The 22,879-nt window shown below is 40.0% G+C and carries 22 protein-coding genes; all 22 read left to right on the plus strand.

The window, feature by feature from the left end; genetic code table 11:
* The first annotated feature begins 548 nt into the window (after nt 1-548).
* The 22 genes from G322_RS22605 to cheY all read left to right on the plus strand — a co-directional run bounded on the left by G322_RS22605 (nt 549) and on the right by cheY (nt 22,871).
* On the plus strand, nt 549-3,377 hold the full coding sequence (locus tag G322_RS22605) for a bifunctional diguanylate cyclase/phosphodiesterase (protein WP_022940706.1): 2,829 nt from the start codon (nt 549-551) through the stop codon (nt 3,375-3,377).
* 12 nt (nt 3,378-3,389) lie between these two features.
* Nucleotides 3,390-3,956, plus strand: coding sequence for an LPP20 family lipoprotein (locus G322_RS0104985; RefSeq protein ID WP_022940707.1), 567 nt, complete (start codon nt 3,390-3,392; stop codon nt 3,954-3,956).
* Nucleotides 3,957-4,171: 215 nt separating this feature from the next.
* Nucleotides 4,172-4,495, plus strand: coding sequence for a flagellar hook-basal body complex protein FliE (gene fliE, locus G322_RS0104990; RefSeq protein WP_022940708.1), 324 nt, complete (start codon nt 4,172-4,174; stop codon nt 4,493-4,495).
* A 35-nt stretch (nt 4,496-4,530) separates the two neighbouring features.
* Nucleotides 4,531-6,252: a flagellar basal-body MS-ring/collar protein FliF gene (gene fliF / locus G322_RS0104995; protein ID WP_022940709.1), complete on the plus strand. Its 1,722-nt coding sequence runs from the start codon at nt 4,531-4,533 to the stop codon at nt 6,250-6,252.
* Nucleotides 6,242-7,309: a flagellar motor switch protein FliG gene (fliG, locus tag G322_RS0105000; protein ID WP_028866427.1), complete on the plus strand. Its 1,068-nt coding sequence runs from the start codon at nt 6,242-6,244 to the stop codon at nt 7,307-7,309. The genes fliF and fliG overlap by 11 nt, the downstream gene beginning before the upstream one ends.
* A 38-nt stretch (nt 7,310-7,347) precedes the next feature.
* Complete coding sequence (gene fliH / locus G322_RS19960; protein WP_022940711.1) at nt 7,348-8,292, plus strand: flagellar assembly protein FliH; 945 nt, start codon at nt 7,348-7,350, stop codon at nt 8,290-8,292.
* Nucleotides 8,285-9,616, plus strand: coding sequence for a flagellar protein export ATPase FliI (gene fliI, locus G322_RS0105010; RefSeq protein WP_022940712.1), 1,332 nt, complete (start codon nt 8,285-8,287; stop codon nt 9,614-9,616). The genes fliH and fliI overlap by 8 nt, the downstream gene beginning before the upstream one ends.
* Nucleotides 9,617-9,726: 110 nt before the next feature.
* A complete protein-coding gene (fliJ, locus tag G322_RS0105015; RefSeq protein ID WP_022940713.1) occupies nt 9,727-10,173 on the plus strand; it encodes a flagellar export protein FliJ in 447 nt (148 codons plus the stop codon).
* Between the two features lie 68 nt (nt 10,174-10,241).
* Entirely contained in the window at nt 10,242-11,600 is a 1,359-nt protein-coding gene (locus tag G322_RS0105020) for a flagellar hook-length control protein FliK (protein WP_022940714.1), read from the plus strand.
* Nucleotides 11,601-11,678: 78 nt separating this feature from the next.
* A complete protein-coding gene (fliL, locus tag G322_RS0105025) occupies nt 11,679-12,215 on the plus strand; it encodes a flagellar basal body-associated protein FliL (protein ID WP_022940715.1) in 537 nt (178 codons plus the stop codon).
* A 31-nt stretch (nt 12,216-12,246) separates the two neighbouring features.
* A complete protein-coding gene (gene fliM, locus G322_RS0105030) occupies nt 12,247-13,266 on the plus strand; it encodes a flagellar motor switch protein FliM (protein WP_022940716.1) in 1,020 nt (339 codons plus the stop codon).
* Between the two features lie 25 nt (nt 13,267-13,291).
* Nucleotides 13,292-13,684 carry a flagellar motor switch protein FliN gene (gene fliN, locus G322_RS0105035; protein ID WP_022940717.1) on the plus strand — a complete coding sequence of 131 codons (393 nt, stop codon included), beginning with the start codon at nt 13,292-13,294 and terminating at the stop codon, nt 13,682-13,684.
* On the plus strand, nt 13,681-14,094 hold the full coding sequence (gene fliO / locus G322_RS0105040) for a flagellar biosynthetic protein FliO (RefSeq protein ID WP_022940718.1): 414 nt from the start codon (nt 13,681-13,683) through the stop codon (nt 14,092-14,094). The genes fliN and fliO overlap by 4 nt, the downstream gene beginning before the upstream one ends.
* On the plus strand, nt 14,087-14,833 hold the full coding sequence (fliP, locus tag G322_RS0105045; protein ID WP_022940719.1) for a flagellar type III secretion system pore protein FliP: 747 nt from the start codon (nt 14,087-14,089) through the stop codon (nt 14,831-14,833). The genes fliO and fliP overlap by 8 nt, the downstream gene beginning before the upstream one ends.
* An 8-nt stretch (nt 14,834-14,841) precedes the next feature.
* Nucleotides 14,842-15,111: a flagellar biosynthesis protein FliQ gene (fliQ, locus tag G322_RS0105050; protein ID WP_022940720.1), complete on the plus strand. Its 270-nt coding sequence runs from the start codon at nt 14,842-14,844 to the stop codon at nt 15,109-15,111.
* A gap of 2 nt (nt 15,112-15,113) precedes the next feature.
* The gene (fliR, locus tag G322_RS0105055) at nt 15,114-15,908 is read left to right on the plus strand and encodes a flagellar biosynthetic protein FliR (protein ID WP_022940721.1); all 795 of its coding nucleotides are present in this window, start codon (nt 15,114-15,116) and stop codon (nt 15,906-15,908) included.
* Nucleotides 15,909-15,920: 12 nt separating this feature from the next.
* A complete protein-coding gene (flhB, locus tag G322_RS0105060) occupies nt 15,921-17,060 on the plus strand; it encodes a flagellar biosynthesis protein FlhB (protein WP_022940722.1) in 1,140 nt (379 codons plus the stop codon).
* Nucleotides 17,061-17,137: 77 nt separating this feature from the next.
* The gene (gene flhA / locus G322_RS0105065; RefSeq protein ID WP_051143726.1) at nt 17,138-19,243 is read left to right on the plus strand and encodes a flagellar biosynthesis protein FlhA; all 2,106 of its coding nucleotides are present in this window, start codon (nt 17,138-17,140) and stop codon (nt 19,241-19,243) included.
* Between the two features lie 16 nt (nt 19,244-19,259).
* Entirely contained in the window at nt 19,260-20,720 is a 1,461-nt protein-coding gene (gene flhF / locus G322_RS0105070; protein ID WP_022940724.1) for a flagellar biosynthesis GTPase FlhF, read from the plus strand.
* Nucleotides 20,721-20,765: 45 nt separating this feature from the next.
* Nucleotides 20,766-21,626: a MinD/ParA family protein gene (locus tag G322_RS0105075; RefSeq protein WP_022940725.1), complete on the plus strand. Its 861-nt coding sequence runs from the start codon at nt 20,766-20,768 to the stop codon at nt 21,624-21,626.
* Nucleotides 21,627-22,331 carry an RNA polymerase sigma factor FliA gene (locus G322_RS0105080; RefSeq protein ID WP_022940726.1) on the plus strand — a complete coding sequence of 235 codons (705 nt, stop codon included), beginning with the start codon at nt 21,627-21,629 and terminating at the stop codon, nt 22,329-22,331.
* A gap of 156 nt (nt 22,332-22,487) precedes the next feature.
* The gene (gene cheY / locus G322_RS0105085) at nt 22,488-22,871 is read left to right on the plus strand and encodes a chemotaxis response regulator CheY (protein ID WP_084683684.1); all 384 of its coding nucleotides are present in this window, start codon (nt 22,488-22,490) and stop codon (nt 22,869-22,871) included.
* The last annotated feature ends 8 nt before the right edge of the window (nt 22,872-22,879 follow it).

Below are 22,879 nucleotides of genomic sequence, written 5' to 3' on the forward strand. Positions count from 1 at the left end.
TCAGCTCGGACACTAAGATAAGGCGCAGTATGATGACCTTACGAGAGATTAATAAAAAGACATTAATCCTCTCTCGGTAGAATGAAATAAAAAACTTTCATTCTTTAATGGCTAGCCATTAAAGAATACTGCAACGCCGAATTACCATGGTTGCACAAGAGGCGAGCTGGCGACCCACAAGGCAAGCTTTGAGGCAAGCATCTTCGTTGTCTTTCGAGAGATTAACAAAAAGACGTTAATCCTCTATCGACATTGATTAAATGCCAGCATTTAACAATTCGTTAGAAAGCATCGATTGAACCCGTTAGACCTTCAACTTTCTGCCTAGAACCTGCTCACCTCACAGCTTGTTGAATTTTGCACCTTGAATGATAACGGGTATATTAGAGTAAAATTTTAATAGACTGATTTAAAAAGCCTTCTCACTTATAGTGTTAAGGTCTTTTTTGTTAGCTCTCATCAGAATTGAAAGATAAAACACATGCAAATCGTTATTAAGGTCTACAATTTATAAAACTAAAGTGATTAAAAGTATCATAAGGCTGTTTATGATTTTTTCTGATAAAAAAAGAGTGTCGACAAGAATATTACCTTCTCTCATTGTTCCTTCTATTATTAGTACGTTATTGTTATTACTTGGTCTGTACGGCCCTTATTTGATGTTTCATTTCTTTGTTGAATCGTTTGCCATCTTTGTTGCACTTTGTTTGGGTATTATTGTTCATTACACTTTTTCAATAACAAAAAATCGTTATCTGCAACTATTAGGTGCAGGGTATTTTGTGATTGCAGGGTTAGATATTATGCACCTTTTATCTTTTCCAGGTATGCCTTTTTTAGGCGATAAAGGGCTTAATACCACGCTTACTTTTTGGGTGTTAACACGTTTCTTTGAAGCTTGCTTACTGTTTGTGAGTAGTTGTAAACTTATCTATAAGTTTAATATAAAAACAGTGATTGCAATTTTTACGCTCATTGGTTTTCTTATTATCTATCAAGCATGGCTTCACCCCTTTACATTATATATTGCCAGCGAAGGTCTAACACCACTAAAAAATTATTTTGAACTTCTGATTATTATCGTGTTAGTGATGGCATTTGTTGCTAATAGCCGACATCAATTATTACTAAATTCAGTGGCCTATTGGGAGATTCAGGTTGCTATTTTATTCACTATCGTTGCAGAACTTTGTTTTACTTTATATGTGGATATTGATGGTTTTTTTAACCTACTTGGGCATGTTTTTAAATTTTTATCTTTTTGGTTTGTTTTTATCGCCGTGGTCAAAAGAACCTTACAGCAACCCATCGATCTATTGCAAAAAGATGCATCAACTTATGATGCTATTCCGATACCAGTGATAATATTGGATAAAAAAGGTAATTTATTACAAATCAATAGCAAAGCACAGAAATTGATAAAACAGCCTAAATCAGAGCTGATTGGTTTAGACGCCCACCAGTTTTTCCATCCCAGCTGTTTAACTAAAAGCCAGTGTCCTCTTTGTTTAGCGATTAAAGAGTGTCGGGCGCTTAAAAATGTGGTTTTAACCGATAAAAATAGTGGTCGTAGTACGCGCTTTTATCTTAGTGTCATTATGCGCGATAAAATGTTTTATGGTGTTATTCAGGTAAGTCGTGATATTACCGATGAGATTAAAAGTAGCGAAAAGATCTCCCACCAAAATACTATTTTAAATGCGGTATTAAATGGCACACCAGACCTGATCTTTTATAAGGATTATCTACATGGTAATGGGATCTACTTAGGTTGTAATCGTGCTTTTGAGTTGTTTGTTGGTAAATCGAAAGCACAAATAGTGGGATATACAGACCTTGAGCTTTTTGGTAAGGAGGTGGGGACCCAGTTTCAGCTACATGATAAAAAAGTTCGAGAAGAGAAACGTAATGCCATCAACGACGAATGGGTTACCTACGCAAATGGTAAGAAAGTATTATTAAGTACCTCTAAATCACCTCTTTATTTGGACGAAGATCATCTGTTAGGTATTTTAGGGATCTCGCGTGATATAACGCAGTACACGTTGTTAGAGAATGAAATTCAATCGCAGAAAGAGACCCTAGAGTATCAAACCTATTATGACCAATTAACAGGATTGCCAAACCGGACTTTACTATTGGATAGGATTGATCAAGAGATTAAACTTGCGCAACGAGAAAAAAGTGCGTTAGCGGTGCTCTTGATAGATCTTGACCACTTTAAAGAGATCAATGATTCGCTAGGTTATCAAGTTGGTGATCTGGTCATTAAAGAGGTTGCAAGTCGTCTGCAAAAAACCTTAAGAGAAACCGATACGGTGGCACGCCTTGGTGGAGATGAGTTTGCGGTGTTATTAAGCGGATTACATAATACTAACTATGTTGTTGATATTATTGAAAATTTACAAGAAACGATGAAACAAGCAATTAGTATTGCTGAACACCATTTTTATTGTACATTAAGTATCGGCATTACACTTTCTCCCGTTGATGGTATTGATGCAGAGGTATTACTTAAAAATGCAGATGCTGCTATGTATAGAACCAAAGATGAGGGGCGTAATGGTTATAGTTTTTATAAACAGGAGATGACTGAAAAAGCATTTGAACGTATTGTGATGGAGAGTAGCTTACGTAGTGCGATTAAAAATAACGAGTTTGTGGTGTTTTATCAGCCTCAAATAGAGGTTCCCACACAGAAATTGACCGGTATGGAAGCCCTTATTCGTTGGAACCATCCTATTATGGGCATGGTTTCTCCTGCTAAATTTATCACCCTCGCAGAGGAAACGGGTTTTATTGTTGAGCTTGATCAGTGGACCATGCGCTGTGCAATGAAACAGATGGTCCGTTGGGTTGAACAAGGGTTAAATCCAGGGGTGTTAGCCCTGAATTTAGCGATGAAACAGCTACAGCAGAAAGACTTTATTGAGATGCTTAGTGCTATGCTTGAGGAAACCGAGTGTAAACCTGAGTGGTTAGCGCTTGAAGTCACAGAAGGGCAGATCATGGTTAATCCTGAGAATGCAATTTTGATTTTAGAAAAGGTAAGTGCAATGGGTATTGAGCTTGCTATTGATGACTTTGGTACCGGTTATTCATCCCTCTCCTATTTAAAACGCTTACCGATTAATAAACTAAAAATAGATCAATCATTTGTTCGGGGCTTACCCGATGATGAAGATGATGTTGCCATTACTAAAGCGGTGATTGCATTAGCAACCAATTTACATATGAATGTCATTGCAGAAGGGGTGGAAACCATTGAACAGGTGACATTTTTAACCGACAATGGTTGCTATCATATTCAAGGCTATTATTATGGGAAGCCGATGCCTGCAGATAAGATGAAAGATTTTCTGCAACAATACTTATAAAAAGGAATATTTATGTCATTAAAATTATTAACGTTACCTAGCATCGTTTTTTTAGCCGCTTGTTCAAGCACATCTGTTGAGACCACCTCTGTTGGTGATATTCCAAGTTGGATATTAAATCCACAGGTTGAAGATGGTATTGCGGTTTCTGAGTGTGTATTATTCTCGGGTAACATGTCGATTGATAAGCAACAAGCGATTGCTAATGCACGCACATCACTGGCACAACGTATTGAAACACGTGTTAGTGCAATGGACAAAAGCTATCGAGATAAAGTTGAAGTCGCATCGGGTGTGGAGTCGGGCTCTACTTTTTCTAGTGTCTCAAAACAGGTAACACAACAAACGTTAGTCGGCACTAATCCAATTAAAACAGATATTACTAAGATTGCAGGCAAAGATAATTTATGTGTTTTAGTGGCGATAGGTCAGCAATCAACGAAAGATATTTTTGATAAACTGGTAGAAGAAGCACAGCGTCCAATGAGTGCTAAACAAAAAGATGTTTTGTATGCGGAGTTTAAAGCGCATCGTGCAGAACAGCAGTTGGATAAAGAACTAGAAAAATTTCAACAGTAAAACAATACCTTTGCCAATTTTTAAGTTTAAAATGGCATTTCACAGCAATATAAATCAAATGCTTACAGGCAAAAAAGTCAGCCAAAATGGGTTACTTTCCATTTGGCGAAGGTATTGTAAAATTATTGGGTTTTTAAAGGTGCTATTTCAGTAGCATTTTTTTTGGCATAAATATTGCTTTTTAGACAGTACGTGTCAAAAAAGAGATAAATATTATGAATCTTAATACATCTGCATTATTTAATGATCTATCCTTGCAAGGCTTACAAAGTAAAGGCTTGAATGAAGTTGCTAGCCAATCTGTTAAATCCACAGCACCCGATTTTTCGCAAATGTTGAAGCAAGCAATAGATAACGTTAATGGCTTACAGCAAAATACATCTGAACTACGTAATCGTTTTGAAATGGGAGACGAGCAGGTTAGTCTAGGTGAAGTCATGATCGCCGCCAATAAATCAAGCCTCGCCTTTGATGCCACAATACAAGTGCGCAATAAGGTGGTTGAAGCATATAAATCAGTGATGAGCATGCCTGTATAACGTGATAGGTAGTATCGAATTAGGGAACAAAATTAGTGGCTGAATCAAATAATAATCCAGATATGTTACTTGAAGACAATGGTCTTTCTGGCGGTGATGAATCGTTAATTGAACCAGAAAAAGGGGCACTCGCCTCATTCTTTTCAAATGTTGATGTTTTACGTCAAATTAGCATGATCATTGGTTTATTGATTGTATTAGCAATTGTTGTCATTTTATGGTCGTGGGGAAAAGAAGCGGATTACCGCCCGTTAGGCAGTTATAAAACCGATGAGTTAATAACCACCCTTGATTTTCTTGATACCCAAAAAGTGATTTACAAAATTGAGGGTAACTCTATTCTTGTAACGGTTAACGAGTATCAGAAAGTAAAGCTACTGATGACACGTGCAGGGCTTGCTAACGATGCCAGTGAAAATGGTGATGATATCTTACTGCAAGATATGGGGTTTGGTGTTAGTCAGCGTGTTGAACAGGAACGTTTAAAGTTGAGCCGTGAACGCCAACTTGTACTGGCTATTCAGGCGATGAAAAATGTCACTAAAGCACAAGTTTTATTGGCCATTCCTAAACAGAGTGTTTTTGCGCGCAAAGAGCGCCAAGCAAGTGCAACTGTTGTGATCACATCGGTACGTTCTTATAAACTTTCTGCACAAGAGGTTGAGTCAATTGTTGATATTGTCGCCTCTGCAGTGCAAGGATTATCCCCTAATAGTGTTACCGTGAGTGATCAGCGAGGACGGCTATTACATTCTGGCAGTAAAAGCGGTTTATCTGCACAATCAAGTAAAGAGTTTGCTTTAGAGCGCGATCGTGAAGATGAATATAAATCTAAAATTGATGCGATTTTAATTCCAGTATTAGGCTTGGCAAATTATACGGCTGAAGTTGATTTGTCGATGGATTTTACCATTATTGAAGAGACGAAAAAAACCTTTAATCCTGCCAATCAAGCGATTCGTAGTGAGATGTTAGTAGAAACAAGATCCTCAAGTTCAACCCTTGGTAATGTCCCAGGGGCACTCACCAATCAACCTCCTGCAAATGGCGCGATACCTGAAGAGCTTCAAAAAAATAATAATGTTGCTGGTGGTCTTGATGGTAATACACATAATGAATCTACACGAAATTACGAAGTAGATACCACCATTACCCATATTAAACATAAAGTGGGTAAAATTGAGCGTTTAACCGTTTCTGTTGCGCTCGATTATGTTGCTGTTACTAATGCTGCCGGTGAGGTTTCATTTATTCCACGAACAGAGGAGGTGGTTGACAGTATCCGCCGTTTATTAATGGGTGGATTAGGCATTAATAGTATACGTGGGGACGTTTTAGAGATCGCCTCGGTTAAGTTTAATCGCCCTGATTTAGAAGTTATTGAAGAGGAAGCCTTTTGGAAAACGGAAGCATTTGAAGGTTATGTTCGCTTCGGTGGCAGTATGTTAGTTATCTTATTAACCCTGTTATTAATTGTTCGTCCAATTATGAAGAAACTACTCTACCCAGAGGTTATTGAACAAGTTGACGAATATGACTTAGGTGGTGCTATTGGCTCAATGGGGGGTGATAATTTACAACTATTAAATGATGATGACGGTGAAGGGGTTGAATTTGGCATTACTAATGGCGTTATTAAATTGCCAGACTTACATAAAGATGAAGATCTTCTAAAAGCGGTACGTGCGCTCGTTGCAAACGAACCTGGTTTATCTGCACAAGTAATTAAAGAGTGGTTAAATGTCGATGAAGGATGATAAAAAAGAGAAAAAAGATAAAAAAGAGGAAACGAATGAGTCTGAGTCTGAATTTGATGTTGATCAATTAACGGGTGTTGAAAAGTGTGCTTTGTTGATGCTTAGTTTAACACCAGAAGATGCCGCACAAATTTTTCGTAATTTAGAACCTAAACAGGTACAAAAATTAGGTATGGAGATGGCCGCTCTTAAGGATTCCTCACAAAATAAAGTATCCAGTGTACATCGCGCTTTTATTGAAGATATTCAAAAATACAGTAGCATCGGTCTGGACAGTGAAGACTTTGTTCGTGCTTCTTTGATCGAAGCATTAGGCGAAGATAAAGCGGGCAATTTAGTGGATCAGATTATTTTAGGCAGTGGTTCAAAAGGCCTTGATTCATTGAAATGGATGGATGCACGTCAAGTAGCTGCTATTATCCAAAATGAGCATCCTCAGATTCAAACTATCGTTTTATCCTATTTAGACGCAGAGCAATCTGCTGAAATTATTACTCAGTTTCCAGAGAAGGTGCGCCTTGACCTGATGATGCGTATTGCTGATTTAGAAGAGGTGCAACCTGCTGCATTACAAGAGCTTAATGAAATTATGGAGAAACAGTTTGCAGGTCAAGCGGGTGCACAAGCGGCTAAAATGGGGGGTACTAAAGCTGCTGCTGATATTATGAACTACTTAGATACCGGTATTGAGGGGCCATTAATGGACTCTTTACGTGAAACGGATGAAGATATGAGTCAACAGATTCAAGATCTTATGTTTGTATTTGATAATCTTATTGATCTAGATGATCGCGGTATACAAGCACTGTTACGTGAAGTACCAGGTGAGCAACTACAACGTGCATTAAAAGGTGCGGATGATCAGCTGAAAGAGAAAATTCTGAAAAATATGTCTAAACGTGCAGCTGAAATGCTTGAAGATGATCTCGAAGCAATGGGACCTATTCGTATCAGTGAAGTGGAGGCTGCTCAGAAAGAGATCCTTACTATTGCCCGTCGTTTATCTGATGCAGGTGAAATTATGCTCGGTGGTGGGGGTGGTGATGAGTTCTTATAAGATTAGCATCATCATTAAAAGAGAAAGGTTTATTGCTAATGGCTGAAAATAAAGATGAGTTTCAAAACTGGTCACTACCAGAGGTAACAGATAGCAACGTAGAGGTGGCGGAAGAGAACAGTCTTTTTGGAAAACCTGCCACTTGGTATAATAATCAAGATAAAGAGGTAGAACAGGTTGAAGCGGAAGCTGAGCAACCGCCACAACCATTAACGCTTGATGATATTGAAGCGATTCGCCAAGTCGCTTATGAAGATGGTTTTAATGAGGGAAAAGAGTCAGGTTTAAGCAAAGGAATTGAACAGGGAAAATTAGAAGGTCTTGCAGCAGGGCATAAAGAGGGATTAGCACAAGGACTTGAAGAGGGACTTACTCAGGGAAAAGAGCTGATAGATAAACAAGCAACTCATTGGCACGCTTTAATTGAGCGCTTACATAATCCGCTTGAAAAATTAGATGATAATGTGGAATACCAATTGATTCATTTAGCGACAGCACTTGCTGAGCAGATAACGCGTTGTGAAGTAAAAACCGATCCACAAATCATTCTACAAGCACTAAAGCAAGCTGTTGATGCGCTACCTATTAGCGAACAAAAGCTAATCATCAATCTGCATCCAGAAGATCTACTCTTTGTACAAAATGCCTATTCGCAGGAGCAATGCCTGCAACGAGGTTGGGAGCTGCAAGCTGAGCCCACTTTAAAACGTGGTGATTGCCAAATCCATACGCAAGTCTCTAGTATTGATTATGCGTTTAATACACGTATTAATCAGGTATTAAAAAAATTCTTCAAAGAGAATCATGGGTTGCTTCCGAGTAAAAATGATGACTCTAATCTGCTTAATGATCAACCGCTACCCGTTGAATCTCAACAGGATAAAGTACAAACAAGTGAAGAGGCGAGTGTTGAAGCATCAACTGTACCTGTCACTGAAGATAAAAAAACAGAAGCACCAATTATAGAAGTTAAAGATGAATAATTTAACTAAACGCATCACTCAGTACCAAGTAGGAGAATCGATTACCCATCCAACGGTATCAGGAAAGCTGATACGTGTAGTGGGTTTAACTTTAGAGGCGGTGGGTTGCACTGCCGCGGTCGGAAGCATGTGTAAGGTAGAAACTAATGATGGTTTCATCGATGCTGAAGTGGTTGGGTTTTCTGGTGAGCGTCTATTTTTAATGCCCAGTGAGCGATTAACGGGGGTGTTACCGGGGGCATGTGTTATTCCACAAACAGAGGTGCAAGGTATCCCTGTTGGTATGGAACTGCTTGGGCGGGTGCTCGATGGTATGGGTAAACCGATTGATGGTAAGGGTGAAATAATTACCGCACAAACCAGCCAATATAATAATCCACGTATTAACCCCCTCAGCCGTAAAGCGATCAAAGAGCCTCTTGATGTCGGCATTAAAGCGATTAATTCATTGCTTACTGTTGGTCGAGGCCAGCGTATGGGGTTATTTGCAGGCTCTGGTGTGGGTAAAAGTGTGCTATTAGGCATGATGACACGCGGTACTGATGCCGACGTAGTCGTGGTCGGGCTCATTGGTGAGCGTGGGCGAGAAGTTAAAGAATTTATTGAAGAGATATTAGGCGAGGAGGGGCGTAAACGTTCTGTGGTGATCGCGGCCCCTGCCGATGCTTCCCCGCTGATGCGCTTGAAAGGCTGTGAAACCTCGTTGACTATTGCCGAGTATTTTCGAGATCAAGGTTTAAATGTACTATTGCTGATGGATTCACTGACCCGTTTTGCACAGGCACAGCGTGAAATTGCCCTTGCGATTGGTGAGCCTCCTGCCACCAAAGGTTATCCACCTTCTGTTTTCGCAAAATTACCTGCATTGGTAGAGCGCGCGGGTAACGGCAATGAAAATCAAGGTTCGATTAGCGCCTTTTTTACGGTATTAACAGAGGGTGATGATCTGCAAGATCCCATTGCCGATGCATCACGTGCAATCTTAGATGGTCATATTGTACTCTCTCGGGAACTTGCTGATGCAGGGCATTTCCCTGCGATTGATGTAGGAAAATCGATTAGTCGTGTGATGCCGATGGTAACTTCTGATGAACATCAAACCCTTGCACGTGTTCTGAAACAGGCTTATTCGTTATATCAAGAGAACAAAGAGTTAATCACTATTGGTGCTTACTCAAAAGGAAGTGATCCTCGTATTGATAAAGCGATTGCGATCCGTCCAAAATTGGATCTCTTCTTGCAACAAGGTATGAAAGAAAGCATCAGTTATAACGATTGTTTGACACAACTCGCCACACTGACGCAGGAATTTGTTAATAGTTAGGATCGGCTTCAAAATTACTTGCGCTTTTGTTTTCAAAATAATCCGTCATTTCAGGCTTTTTGAAAACAATTTAGCGCAAGTTATTGTGTAACGATTCATTAGAGGGTTATATGGCTAGAGATGCACTACAACTTGTTTACCAGCAGCGAGAAAAACAGGTCGAGAAAGCGCAACAGGCTTATCAAAAAGCACAACAAGCGCTATTTGAGCAGCGTAATCAACTACAAAACCTTCATCAATATCGTCGTCAATATAGCAATCAATTAAGTGAAAAAGGGGCGCAAGGCGTTTCTATTGCAGACTTAGGTAAATACCAACAATTTATTGTGCAGATTGACCAAGGGGTAACCCAGCATCAGCAAGGGTTAATTAAGTTTGAGTATGATGTGCAAGCACATAAAAAAATGTGGATTGAAGCGCAGGTGAATTGCAAAGCAATGGGCATGTTATTAGAGAAAAAAGCTAAAAAACGAATCGCTTTAGAGAATAAAAAAGAGCAACAATTACTTGATGAATTTACTATATTTCAGCATTTTCAAAAACAATCTGGTCTATAACTTGCTTGTTTTTTCATTAACTATAAAAACCCGTCCATAATGGCAACAATTGTCTTCAAAGAGAGCCTATGATGCAATCAATATTATCAACGACACCCAATAAGCCCCTTTCAACTGAGATCAATGGCGAAGTTAAAAGTATTGATGCGGAACTAAACGTAGACCAAAAGGGGGAGGAAGAGAAAACCTCTGCCTCATCCTCTTTTTCTTCATTGCTTGAAAATATGATTGAGGGTGAGCAAGGGAGTGTTGAGTTAGATCTTTTAGATGAGCCTGTGGCAGAGGCGGAAAGTATCGAGCTTGGTTTGTCAGATGAAGAAAATCAAGTGTCAGAGGTATCAGACTCTGATTTAGCGCTTAATCCCGTTAAATTAGCAACAGAAGAGCTTAATCAAGTTAAGTTAGGATATGAAGCGCCTAAGCCTGTCAGCGCTGTCACCGATTTTGTAGACAAAAAAGTGAGCTTAGAAGGGATCGTGCAAGATGAACCGCGACTAAAAGAGTCAATGGATGCGCCAGTAGAGACAGAAAAAAAGACGCTGGAACTTCAATCAGATAACACTCATTTAGTATCCTCAGAAACAGTAATAAGTCCTATTTTAGCAAAAATAGAAGAAGCACAAAAAACAGATACTAAAGTGACAGAGGCCAAGGCCCCAATAGGCACGGTTGATCTAGGGGCTCTTCCAAAAGAGGGTGAAAAATCGTCTACTTCGTCAGTTGAAAAATCAGATAAATTAAATGTTGCCGCCTTGCTTTCTAATGATAGTGAATTAGATGATGATCCGCAACTCAAAGAAAATCTGCGCCATACAGACAAACTCGATAATATTATTGCTTCACTAAAAACAGAAGTAGATAAACCCACCTTTAGCCATGATCAAGAGGGCAGTGTTTTACGGCCTATTACGACAATGAGTGCAGTAACGGATAAACTGCTCAGTCAAATAGCGACTAATAACCCTTCATCAATGCAATCAACGGCGTTACAACAACCACTTGAGCTGCAAGGCAAGCATGCGTCTGCCATGATGGGAGAACGTATATTGATGATGCTTAAGCAAGGTAAGCAGGAGGTGACAATTCGCCTTGATCCTGCGGAACTAGGCTCGATGCATATCAAGTTGCATATACAACAAGATCAGTTACAGATGACTATCCAAACTCAGGTTGGGCAAAGTCGTGATATTATTGAACAAAATTTACCAAGATTACGTGAACAACTCGCACAGCAAGGGATAAACTTAGCTGAGGCAAATGTTGAGCATCAAAGTAAGCAAGATCAATCAAACGCACAACAATCACCAACGGGTAACTTAACCTCGCATACAGAGAACAAAGTTGATGAATCCATATTAGATGATCAGGGTGAGTGGATTAGTACAAAAATACAGCTTCCAGCTCAAGGAATTGATTATTATGCATAAAGGAGTTGGATTTGTTAGATGTATGCCTTTATGCTCCGTACCATAAATGTTTAGACCATCAATTAGGAACAGAATCACATGGCTGATAATGATAATGAAAATGAAGATATGTCACTCGATGAAGAAGGTGGTGCGCAAGGTGGCAGTAAGAAAAAACTGATTATTATCATTGTAGCGGTTGTGCTTCTATTAGGGGGGGGCGTAGCTGCCTATTTTTTACTCTTTAGTGGTGATGATAGCGAAACAGCGACAGAACAAATTGCAGAGGTAAGTGATCAGGCTCCTGATAGTCATTTATCGGCAACGTATGTGGCGATGCCTCGGCCTTTTGTGTTTAATGTAATGGATGGAAAACGAGACCGCTTAGTGCAGATAAAAGTACAACTTATGGTGCGTGGTGCTGACAATGAAATCTTAGCCAAAAAACATATTCCACTGTTAGAGGGAACCTTAGTGCGTATATTTGGCGGTGCAACCATTGCGCAATTACGTAGCCCTGAAGGTAAAGACCAATTAAGAGAAGCTGCATTAGAAGGGCTTAATGAAGCCACCACAAAACTAGAAGGCAAGGCGCTTATTCATACGGTTTTATTTACCGGTTTTGTTTTACAGTGATCGTTATATTTTTTAATTACTAGGGTTTTTTATGGCAGATCTACTCTCTCAAGACGAAATTGATGCGCTATTGCATGGCGTTGATGATGTTGAAGATGACGTCGTTGATAGTGAAGAGGGAGGGGAAGAATCCCTTGTCCATTTTGACTTCTCATCACAAGACCGCATTGTACGTGGTCGTATGCCAACACTTGAGCTGGTTAATGAACGTTTTGCGCGCCACTTGCGTATCAGCTTATTTAATATGTTACGCCATACTGCAGAGGTCTCTATTAATGGCGTGCAGATGCTTAAATTTGGCGAATACGTGCACACACTATTTGTACCAACTAGCCTAAATATGGTGCGTTTTCGTCCATTAAAAGGGACTGCATTAGTGACGATGGAAGCACGTTTAGTGTTTATTTTAGTAGAAAACTTCTTTGGTGGTGATGGTCGTCATCATGCCAAAATCGAGGGGCGTGAGTTTACACCGACGGAGCGCCGTATCATTCAGATGTTACTAAAAATAATTTTTGAAGATTATAAAGATGCATGGGCGCCAGTCATGACGGTAGACTTTGAATATCTTGATTCAGAAGTAAACCCTGCGATGGCAAATATTGTTAGTCCAACAGAGGTGATTGTCGTTAACTCTTTTCATATTGAGCTTGATGGGGGCGGTGGGGATTTTCATATTGCAATGCCTTATTCCATGTTAGAGCCGATTCGTGAACTACTGGATGCGGGGGTGCAAAGTGACAAAGAAGATACCGATCAACGATGGAGTCAGGCACTACAAGATGAAATTATGGATGTGGATGTAGAAATAACCGCAAAATTGTTAGAAAAAGAGCTACCACTACGTGACATGATAGGACTAAAAGCGGGAGATATTATTCCCGTAGACTTACCTGAATCAATGTTAGTCTCTATTGAAGGTTTACCTACCTTTAGGGCGACACTTGGACAGCGCAATGAAAATTTAGCACTAAAAATAACAGAGCGCATTGCAAGGCCTGAGGTGCAAAATACACAGCTTCAATTCACCAATTTAAAAGATCTCGATTAGCATTTAATAGCAAATAGGAATAATTATGAGTACAGAGCAAGATATGGCTGATGAGTGGGCTGCCGCTTTAGAAGAGTCGGGAGATGCCGGTGATGATGTTAACAATGTTGAACTTGATGAGTTAAAGGATACCGCTGCGCCAATTAGTGTAGAAGAACACGCTCGCTTAGACAGTATTTTAGATATACCTGTGACTATCTCTATGGAGGTTGGACGCAGTAAAATTAACATTCGTAATTTACTACAACTTAATCAAGGCTCGGTGGTAGAACTGGATCGTATTGCGGGTGAACCTTTAGATGTATTAGTGAATGGTACGTTAATTGCGCATGGTGAAGTGGTGGTGGTCAATGATAAATTTGGTATTCGCTTAACCGATGTGATTAGCCAAACAGAAAGAATCAAGAAGTTAAAATGAATTATTTATTGGTGGTTATTACTCTCTTTATTCCCTCCACAAGTTGGGCTATAGAAGCATTGGAAACACCGCCTGATTTGGCTGTCGGTACGATGATTGCCTCACTATTATTGGTGATTGCTTGTATTTTTATCTTTGCTTTTTTGATGAAAAAAAGCAATCTTGTGCATAATGGTCGAGGTAAAACGCTAATTAAAGTGATCGCCACACAATCCTTAACTAATAAGGGGCGTGTGCAGGTCATTGAGGTCAATGAAAAACGTTATCTGATAGGTGTTACTGAGCAAAATATTAGCCTGCTCGATACCCTTGCAACCCCAGAAGATGAAGTCAATGAGGAAGTCTCAGAGTCGGCCTCAACGCCTTTCTCTATATTACTCTCTAAAATAAGCACTAAACGTAATGAATAAACTACTTTTATTGTTGGTCACGACACTATTATTTTTCTCGCCCTCATTACTGGCAGACCCCAGTGCGCTAACTGCTGTGACAGTGACCACCAATGCTGGTGGTGATCAGGAATACAGTGTCACATTGCAAGTATTAGCGTTTATGACCGCGCTAAGTTTTCTACCCGCTATGCTTGTTTTAATGACCTCATTTACCCGCATTGTGATAGTGATGTCTATATTAAGACAGGCATTGGGATTGCAACAGACACCATCAAATCAAGTAATAAATGGTATTGCGTTATTTTTAACTTTTTTTATCATGACGCCAGTATTTGATAAAATTAATGAAAGTGCATTGCAACCCTATCTGAATGAGGATATGCAGATATCAGAAGCAATTGATGTGGGTAAAAAACCGCTAATGGAGTTCATGCTGGCACAAACGCGCTTAAAAGATTTAGAAACTTTTTTAGAGATAGCCAATGTACAAGTTGACAGCCCAGAAGAGGTGCCTATTACGGTGCTTATTCCTGCTTTTGTGACCAGTGAGTTAAAAACTGCATTTCAAATTGGTTTTATGATTTTTATTCCCTTTTTGATTATTGATTTAGTGGTAGCCAGTATCCTAATGGCGATGGGTATGATGATGTTATCCCCGATGATTGTATCATTGCCCTTCAAACTGATGTTATTTGTACTGGTTGATGGATGGAACTTGATCATGGGTAGTCTAGCAAACAGCTTTGGTCTGTTGTAGGAGGCGTTATGGAACCCGAAGTATTTGTAAATATATTCCAACAAGCTTTATGGACTGTACTGCTATTGGTTTCTGCAGTGATTGTGCCTAGCCTATTAGTCGGTTTGGTGGTTGCCGTTTTTCAAGCAGCCACCTCGATTAATGAACAAACACTAAGCTTTCTACCAAGACTTATTATGACTCTCACCTCGCTTGCATTTGGTGCTCACTGGGGAATGGGTAAATTAATGGAATTTTTTGTCTCAATGATTGATCAGATTCCACAAGTTGTTGGTTAGCTTTGGAATTTTCAGCCGAAGCGATAGCCAATTGGATGGCCACCTATATCTGGTCATTTACGCGTATTGCCGCCATGTTGATGGTGATGGTGGCGATAGGGTCGCGCACGACACCTAAAATGGTACGTCTCTATTATGCACTTGCTATCACGGTTGCCGTTTTCCCCATACTTCCTGCTGCACCATTAAATATTGAACTGTTCTCTTTAGCCAGTGCTTTTGTTATTTTACAGCAACTGCTCATTGGTATTGCAATTGGTACTGTTTCAATTTTTGTGGTGCAAACTTTCGTGATTGCAGGGCAAATTATTGCAATGCAAACCAGTCTTGGCTTTGCTTCGATGGCCGATCCAATGAATGGTCAATCTTCTCCCGTTGTGGGACAATTTTACGTGTTATTGGTCACGTTACTCTTTTTTGGTGTTGATGGACACCTGTTAATGATTGAGCTAATTATTCGTAGTTTTGAAACATTACCCATTTCGATGAAAGGTTTACTGGCCACAGATTATGAGAAGCTGGTTGGCTGGTTTTCGTTGATGTTTCGCGCTGCCCTTGCTTTCTCACTCGCTTCAATGGTGGCGATGTTATTAGTTAACCTCTCTTTTGGTATTATGACTAAAGCTGCACCGCAGTTAAATATTTTCAGCTTAGGGTTTTCAATTAGCATGGTTTTTGGTCTGTTTGTTTTATGGGTAACAATGGTGAATGTACCATTTCATTTTGAAAATCAATGGTTGCGCGGCATTAATACCATGTGTGAACTACTCAATGGCGCCTGTGAGAAGCAACCCTAAAGGAGTTTTATCATGGCTGAGAATGAAAATGGCACAGACAAATCCGAGGAAGCCACCCCCGAGCGAATTCGAAAGTCCAAAGAAAAGGGGCAGGTTGCTCGCTCAAAAGAGTTAGCAACCGCTTCTGTCCTTATCTCTGCGGCTCTCTCTTTTTTAGTTTTTGGTGATCGTTTAGCTTTTGAGCTCTCAGTGATGATGAAACGTGCTTTTACCTTTGAGCGTAGCGTACTTTTTTCACCTGAATATATGTGGATTCATATAACAGATAGCTTCAAAGGACTCGCCATACCTATGTTTACCATCCTACTGATGTTATTTATTATCTCTATTTTAGGTAGTTCACTGCTTGGTGGGATGTTATTTAGTACTAAAGCGATGATGCCTAAATGGAGTAAATTGAGCCCTAAAGCAGGTTTAAAACGTATGTTAGGTATGCAAGCATATGTTGAGCTTCTTAAGTCTATTATGAAGGTTACCGTTGTTATTGGGATGGTTTGGTGGATTTTAGGGGCTACTTTTGAGCGTATTTTACACCTCTCTGTGATGCCTTTGCCTGCGAGTGTCTTTGAGGCATTAGACATGCTGACGTGGATGTTTCTTCTACTGTGTAGCTCAATGTTATTGATTGTTATTGTCGATGTTCCTTATCAGATTTATAAGCATACCGAAGAGTTAAAAATGACCAAGCAAGAGGTCAAAGATGAATATCGAAATTCAGAAGGTAAACCGGAAGTAAAACAGCGTATTCGTCAACTGCAATATGAAGCATCACAGCGTAAAATGATGGGGGATGTCCCTGATGCCGATGTGATTGTTACTAATCCTACACACTATTCTGTAGCGATAAAATATGAACAAAATGGTGAGCGCGCACCTTATATTGTTGCTAAAGGTGTTGATTTCATGGCACTTAAAATCCGAGAAGTAGGGCGTGAATATGAGGTGCCTGTGATGCAGTCCCCTCCTTTGTGCCGTGCTATTTACCATACCACTGAGATTGGTGACGAGGTGCCAGAAGAGTTATTTGTCGCAATTGCGCAAGTACTGGCCTATATTTATCAGCTTGATCAGTTTCGTAAAGGAAAATCAGGTCGTCCTAAAGCACTACCTGATGATTTGAGAATCCCTAAGGGATTCCAATATAACGATTAGCTTCAAGTTCTTAGCAATAATTCATTACATGGCCTAATGCTTGCTTCATAATAGATATCACTTATAAAAACACAGGTATTCATATCAATACATTATTAACATCCTTCTGGAGCAATAAGACTAAAATATTAGGTGGATTAGGCACACCGATTATGGTACTTGCCGCCTTAGGCATGATTATTTTACCGATGCCAACGCTAATCCTTGATATGCTGTTTACCTTTAATATTGCACTTGCGCTGGTGGTCTTATTGGTTTCTATTTATACCAAACGACCTCTTGATTTTGCCGCTTTCCCAACCGTTTTATTGATTGCAACACTGCTACGTTTAGCGTTGAATGTTGCTTCTACACGTATTGTATTATTAGAAGGGCATCAAGGTGGTGCGGCCGCAGGGCATGTTATTGAAGCGTTTGGTGAAGTGGTTATCGGTGGTAACTTAGCGGTTGGCATGATTGTATTCTTGATTTTAATGATCATTAACTTTGTGGTAGTCACCAAAGGTGCTGGACGAATCGCAGAAGTAAGCGCTCGTTTTACACTTGATGCAATGCCTGGTAAACAGATGGCGATTGATGCCGACCTTAATGCGGGGTTAATTGATCAAGAGCAAGCACGTACAAGGCGCGAAGAGGTTACCATGGAGGCTGATTTTTATGGATCGATGGATGGTGCGAGTAAATTTGTAAAAGGTGATGCGATTGCAGGTATTATGATCCTGTTTATCAATATTATTGGTGGTTTTATTATCGGCATGGTGCAATTTGACTTGCCTTTTGCAGAAGCTGCTGAAATTTATACTATATTAACCATTGGTGATGGTTTAGTTGCGCAAATACCCTCTTTGTTGTTATCTATTGCAGCTGCCATAACGGTGACTCGAGAAAATACCTCGGCTGATATGGGAGAGCGTATGCTGGGTCAAATGTTTGACAACCCAAAAGCGCTGACCATCACTGCTGGTATTTTACTGATAATGGGCATTGTGCCTGGCATGCCTCACCTTGCATTTTTAACATTAGGTGGAGTCGCCGCTGGTGGGGCTTATTGGCAAATCAACAGACTAAAACAGAAAGAAATAGAGGCCGAAAAGGGCAATGATAGTGGTGCTCTTGCAAACAGTGACGCATCTGCTCCACCTAAAGAGTTAGGTTGGGATGATGTGCGTAGCGTTGATACAATTGGTTTAGAAGTAGGTTATCGTCTTATTCCTTTGGTTGATAAAAGCCAAGGGGGAGAATTGCTAGATCGTATTAAAGGGGTACGTAAAAAACTATCGCAGGAGATGGGTTTTTTAATTCCACCGGTGCATATTCGTGATAATCTTGACCTTTCACCTAATAATTACACTATCTCATTAATGGGTGTTAGCTGTGGTAGCGCGGATATCTACCATGATAAAGAGATGGCGATCAACCCCGGGCAAGTTTTTGGCCCAATCGAGGGGGTTGCTGGTATTGATCCTGCTTTTGGTTTAGAAGCAACGTGGATTGATGAGCAACAACGCGAACAAGCACAAGCTCTGGGTTATACGGTGGTGGATACCGCTACGGTTGTGGCAACGCATTTAAGTCAAATATTAACTAATAATGCAGCGCAACTGTTAGGCCATGAAGAGGCACAAAGTTTATTGGACCTACTGGCCAAAAAACACCCTAAATTAGTTGAAGGGTTAGTGCCAGATGTGCTCTCATTAAGCATCATTGTGAAAGTATTACAAAGCTTATTAAATGAAAATGTGGCCGTTCGGGATATTCGAACGATTGTACAGACCTTAGTGGATTATGGACCCCGTAGCCAAGACGCAGAAGTGTTAACCGCTGCTTGTCGTATCGCATTGAAACGTATGATTGTACAAGAGATAATCGGCAATGAAAATGAGTTGCCAGTGATCACTTTGTCAACTGAACTGGAACAGATATTGCATCAGTCAATGCAGGCGGGGGGTAATGAAGGAGCGGGCATAGAGCCGGGGCTTGCTGAGCGAATACAGACCTCACTCATAGAGGCATCGCAGCAGCAAGAGTTAATAGGGCAGGCGGCTGTATTGTTAACTTCTGGTGTATTACGTAGTACGCTCTCAAAATTTGTAAAACATACTATTCCAAGTTTACATGTACTCTCTTACCAAGAGATTCCTGATGATAAACAGATAAAAATAATTAGCTCAATTGGACAATAATTGGTTGTAATAACAAATGAAGATAAAACGTTTTTTCGCAAAAGATATGCGTAGTGCAATGGTTGAGGTGAAAGAGGTATTAGGCCCTGAAGCTGTGATCATGTCTAATAAAAAAGTAGTTGGTGGTATTGAGATTGTGGCTGCCATTGATTATCAAGCACAGCAAGCAGAAGCAGATAAGAAAAAAGAGGATCCTTTAGGTGAATTAAAGGACGATAGTGTACAACTTTCATCACGTGGTGCTAAAAACTCAATTAAGTTACAAAAAAGTCGCCGTAATGGTGCGAAAGAGAGTGGTGATGATTTTGCTAAATCATTGAACTCTTTTTTTGGAAAAGTAGAAACTCAGCAAGCTAAAAATAGAGCGCAAAAAAGAGTTAAACCCGCTCAAAAAACAAGAGATGAGCTACCGGCATTTTCAGCGGTTTCAGATCAAGTTGCTAAAAACAATAAACCAAGAACCTTAGCAGAGCAACAAAACTGGACCTCTAACGAGCAACCAATAAAAGTGAATGCGGGAATTCGACGCATCGCACCGAGTCCATCGCGTAGTGACAATCAAGAGATAGCAAAAATTGGCGCAGAAGTTGCTTCGCTACGTAAATTACTTGAACATCAAGTGTCAGGACTTATGTGGCAAGAGATGGAGCGTAAAGAGCCAATTCGCGCAATGGTTATCAAGTGGTTAACCAAAGCAGGATTTTCAGATGACATTGCAGATCAACTTGCGAGTTATATCCCAGAAGATGCATCTTCAACGGAAGTTCAACAGTATATACAGGCATTATTGCAAGATAAGATCACTATTGGGAAAAATGAGATTTTATCTCAAGGTGGTGCTATCGCTTTATTAGGCCCGACAGGCGTTGGAAAAACTACCACCATTGCCAAACTGGCCGCCCAATTTGCGATGAAATATGGTGCGGATCAAGTCGCATTGATCACCACTGATACCTACCGAATTGGTGCGCATGAGCAACTCGCAACCTATGGGAAAATTATGGGCTGTAGTGTACGTGTTGCAAAAGATGCCGATGAGTTATCTGAGATACTCTATCAATTTAGAGAGAAGCGCTTAGTACTTATTGATACCGCTGGCATGGGGCAACGAGATATTCGTCTATCGGAGCAACTCGATACTTTAATGCGTAACGGTCGGGTCAACATTCAAAGTTACCTCGTGGTTTCTGCCACGGCGCAGCGACGTGTGGTAGAGGAAGCAATTGAACACTTCAAACGTATTCCTCTCACGGGCTGTATTTTAACCAAAGTCGATGAGAGCATCGGCTTGGGGGAGTTATTAAGTGTCACTATGCAATATGCGTTGCCCATCAGTTACATTACAACAGGGCAACGTGTACCAGAAGATATTGAGATTGCTACTGTTGACAATTTAATCTCAAGTACGTTAACCATGATGAATGAGATTTTTGAACATGAGCAGCATCAGTGGTTTAGTAGCTTTGAGCGTGAATAAAAATAGATAACTTTTAAAATTAATTATTTAGATAACGAGTATAATATGATTTCAGACCAAGCGAGTGGTTTAAGAAGAATGAAAAACAACCAAGTAAAAGTGATTGCTATCACAGGTGGTAAAGGTGGTGTTGGTAAAACCAACGTAACACTAAATATGGCTGTTTCACTGGCGCAACGTGGTAAACGTGTATTGGTCTTAGATGCCGATTTAGGGCTTGCAAATGTGGATGTTTTATTGGGTATTCGTGTCACCAAAAACCTTTCCCATGTTTTGTCTGGTGAGTGTACACTCGATGAAGTGATCGTAACCGGTCCTGAAGGGGTGATGATTATCCCCGCAACATCAGGTACTCAATCGATGGTTGAACTAAGCGATGTTGAACATGCTGGGCTTATTCAAGCATTTAGTTCACTGCAAACACCGATTGATATGTTATTGATTGATACCGCTGCGGGTATCTCTAATATGGTGGTCAGCTTTGCACAAGCTGCTCAAGATGTAGTGATGGTGGTATGCGATGAGCCGACATCAATTACCGATGCCTATGCATTGATTAAAATACTCAGTAAACAAAATGGTGTTTATAGATTTAAAATTGTTGCTAATATGGTGCGTAGTTTACGTGAAGGACAAGATCTATTTACCAAACTGACGCGTGTAACAGACCGATTTTTAGATGCCTCTTTAGAGCTTGTCGCCTGCATCCCATTTGACGGCAATGTCCGCCAAGCGGTGCGCAAACAGAAAGTGGTGGTACAAGCTTATCCTAAAACGCCTGCTTCGTTGGCATTTAAAGCGTTAGCGAACAGAGCGTGTGACTGGCCTATTCCGCATCAACCGGGAGGACATCTGGAATTTTTTATCGAAAAGTTGCTACTAACTAACGTTAATGAGCAATTATAGGTGATAAAAGCGAAAGGCTACCATAACAATAGCTCTGAACTAATTGAACGGCATACACAATTAGTTCAAAAAATAGCCTATCATTTAATGGCAAGATTGCCGGCGAGTGTATTAGTGGATGACCTTATCCAATCAGGCATGATTGGGCTCTTAGAAGCTGCTCGCAACTTCAATACCAGTAAAGGGGCAAGTTTTGAAACCTTTGCAGGTATTCGTATTCGTGGTGCAATGCTTGATGAGATGCGCCGTGGGGACTGGGTACCTCGCTCTGTACATAAAAATAGCCGTAGTATCGCTAATGCAATTACTGAGGTAGAAAAACGCACAGGGTGTGATGCAAAAGAGGCTGAAATCGCCAAACAGCTAATGCTAACCTTGCCAGAATACCAACATATGTTACGTGATGTTAACTGTGCAAAACTAATTGCTTACGAAGATCTTACTGGATCTGAAGAAGGATTATGTAGTGAGCCGGCTGGTTTTGATATCACCTTTAATGAAGTGAGCGAAGGTCAATTCGCCAATAAATTGGTGGCGATGATAAAAGAGTTACCAGAGCGAGAAGCATTAGTATTGTCGCTTTATTACGATGAAGAATTAAACTTAAAAGAGATAGGATTAATATTAGATGTCAGCGAGTCAAGAGTAAGTCAAATTCACTCTCAAGCATTACACCGTTTGAAAGCAAAGGCGCAGAGCGCTTAGATTATAAGCAATATAGGTGCTTTGATAAGAGATAAGTCACATTTGAGTCAAAATACAAAAAAAATATAGGTTTTAATTGTGTGTTTTTTCAATATTTACTTATATTTATTTATAAGTAAATAAAAACAAAGTTAAGTTTTTAGTTAGGGGAATGTTTTGGATAGAAATATGAAAGTGTTAATTGTTGATGATTTTTCAACAATGAGAAGAATAATCAAGAACTTATTAAGAGATCTTGGTTTCACAAATACCTTTGAAGCAGACGATGGTAGTACCGCGTTACCGATGCTTAAAGAGGGGAGCTTTGAATTTGTTGTAACAGATTGGAATATGCCAATTATGCAAGGAATTGATCTACTAAAAGAGATCAGAAAAGACCCTAAACTTAAGCATCTTCCTGTTTTAATGGTCACAGCAGAAGCAAAACGTGAGCAGATCATTGAAGCTGCCCAAGCAGGAGTAAACGGTTATATTGTTAAGCCGTTTACTGCCGGGACATTAAAAGAGAAGCTAGATAAAGTATTTCAACGCTTAGGTTAAGGGGAAAC

It is taken from the genome of Psychromonas hadalis ATCC BAA-638 (assembly GCF_000420245.1).
In the GTDB taxonomy this organism is placed as follows: Bacteria; Pseudomonadota; Gammaproteobacteria; order Enterobacterales; family Psychromonadaceae; genus Psychromonas; species Psychromonas hadalis.

Coding starts and splice junctions, on each gene's coding strand:
- G322_RS22605 (WP_022940706.1), top strand. CDS start 549: ATGATTTTTTCTGATAAAAAAAGAGTGTCGACAAGAATATTACCTTCT.
- fliG (WP_028866427.1), top strand. CDS start 6,242: ATGAAGGATGATAAAAAAGAGAAAAAAGATAAAAAAGAGGAAACGAAT.
- G322_RS0104985 (WP_022940707.1), top strand. CDS start 3,390: ATGTCATTAAAATTATTAACGTTACCTAGCATCGTTTTTTTAGCCGCT.
- flhF (WP_022940724.1), top strand. CDS start 19,260: ATGAAGATAAAACGTTTTTTCGCAAAAGATATGCGTAGTGCAATGGTT.
- fliO (WP_022940718.1), top strand. CDS start 13,681: ATGAATTATTTATTGGTGGTTATTACTCTCTTTATTCCCTCCACAAGT.
- fliQ (WP_022940720.1), top strand. CDS start 14,842: ATGGAACCCGAAGTATTTGTAAATATATTCCAACAAGCTTTATGGACT.
- fliL (WP_022940715.1), top strand. CDS start 11,679: ATGGCTGATAATGATAATGAAAATGAAGATATGTCACTCGATGAAGAA.
- G322_RS0105075 (WP_022940725.1), top strand. CDS start 20,766: ATGATTTCAGACCAAGCGAGTGGTTTAAGAAGAATGAAAAACAACCAA.
- fliI (WP_022940712.1), top strand. CDS start 8,285: ATGAATAATTTAACTAAACGCATCACTCAGTACCAAGTAGGAGAATCG.
- G322_RS0105020 (WP_022940714.1), top strand. CDS start 10,242: ATGATGCAATCAATATTATCAACGACACCCAATAAGCCCCTTTCAACT.
- fliH (WP_022940711.1), top strand. CDS start 7,348: ATGGCTGAAAATAAAGATGAGTTTCAAAACTGGTCACTACCAGAGGTA.
- fliJ (WP_022940713.1), top strand. CDS start 9,727: ATGGCTAGAGATGCACTACAACTTGTTTACCAGCAGCGAGAAAAACAG.
- fliP (WP_022940719.1), top strand. CDS start 14,087: ATGAATAAACTACTTTTATTGTTGGTCACGACACTATTATTTTTCTCG.
- flhB (WP_022940722.1), top strand. CDS start 15,921: ATGGCTGAGAATGAAAATGGCACAGACAAATCCGAGGAAGCCACCCCC.
- fliM (WP_022940716.1), top strand. CDS start 12,247: ATGGCAGATCTACTCTCTCAAGACGAAATTGATGCGCTATTGCATGGC.
- fliE (WP_022940708.1), top strand. CDS start 4,172: ATGAATCTTAATACATCTGCATTATTTAATGATCTATCCTTGCAAGGC.
- fliN (WP_022940717.1), top strand. CDS start 13,292: ATGAGTACAGAGCAAGATATGGCTGATGAGTGGGCTGCCGCTTTAGAA.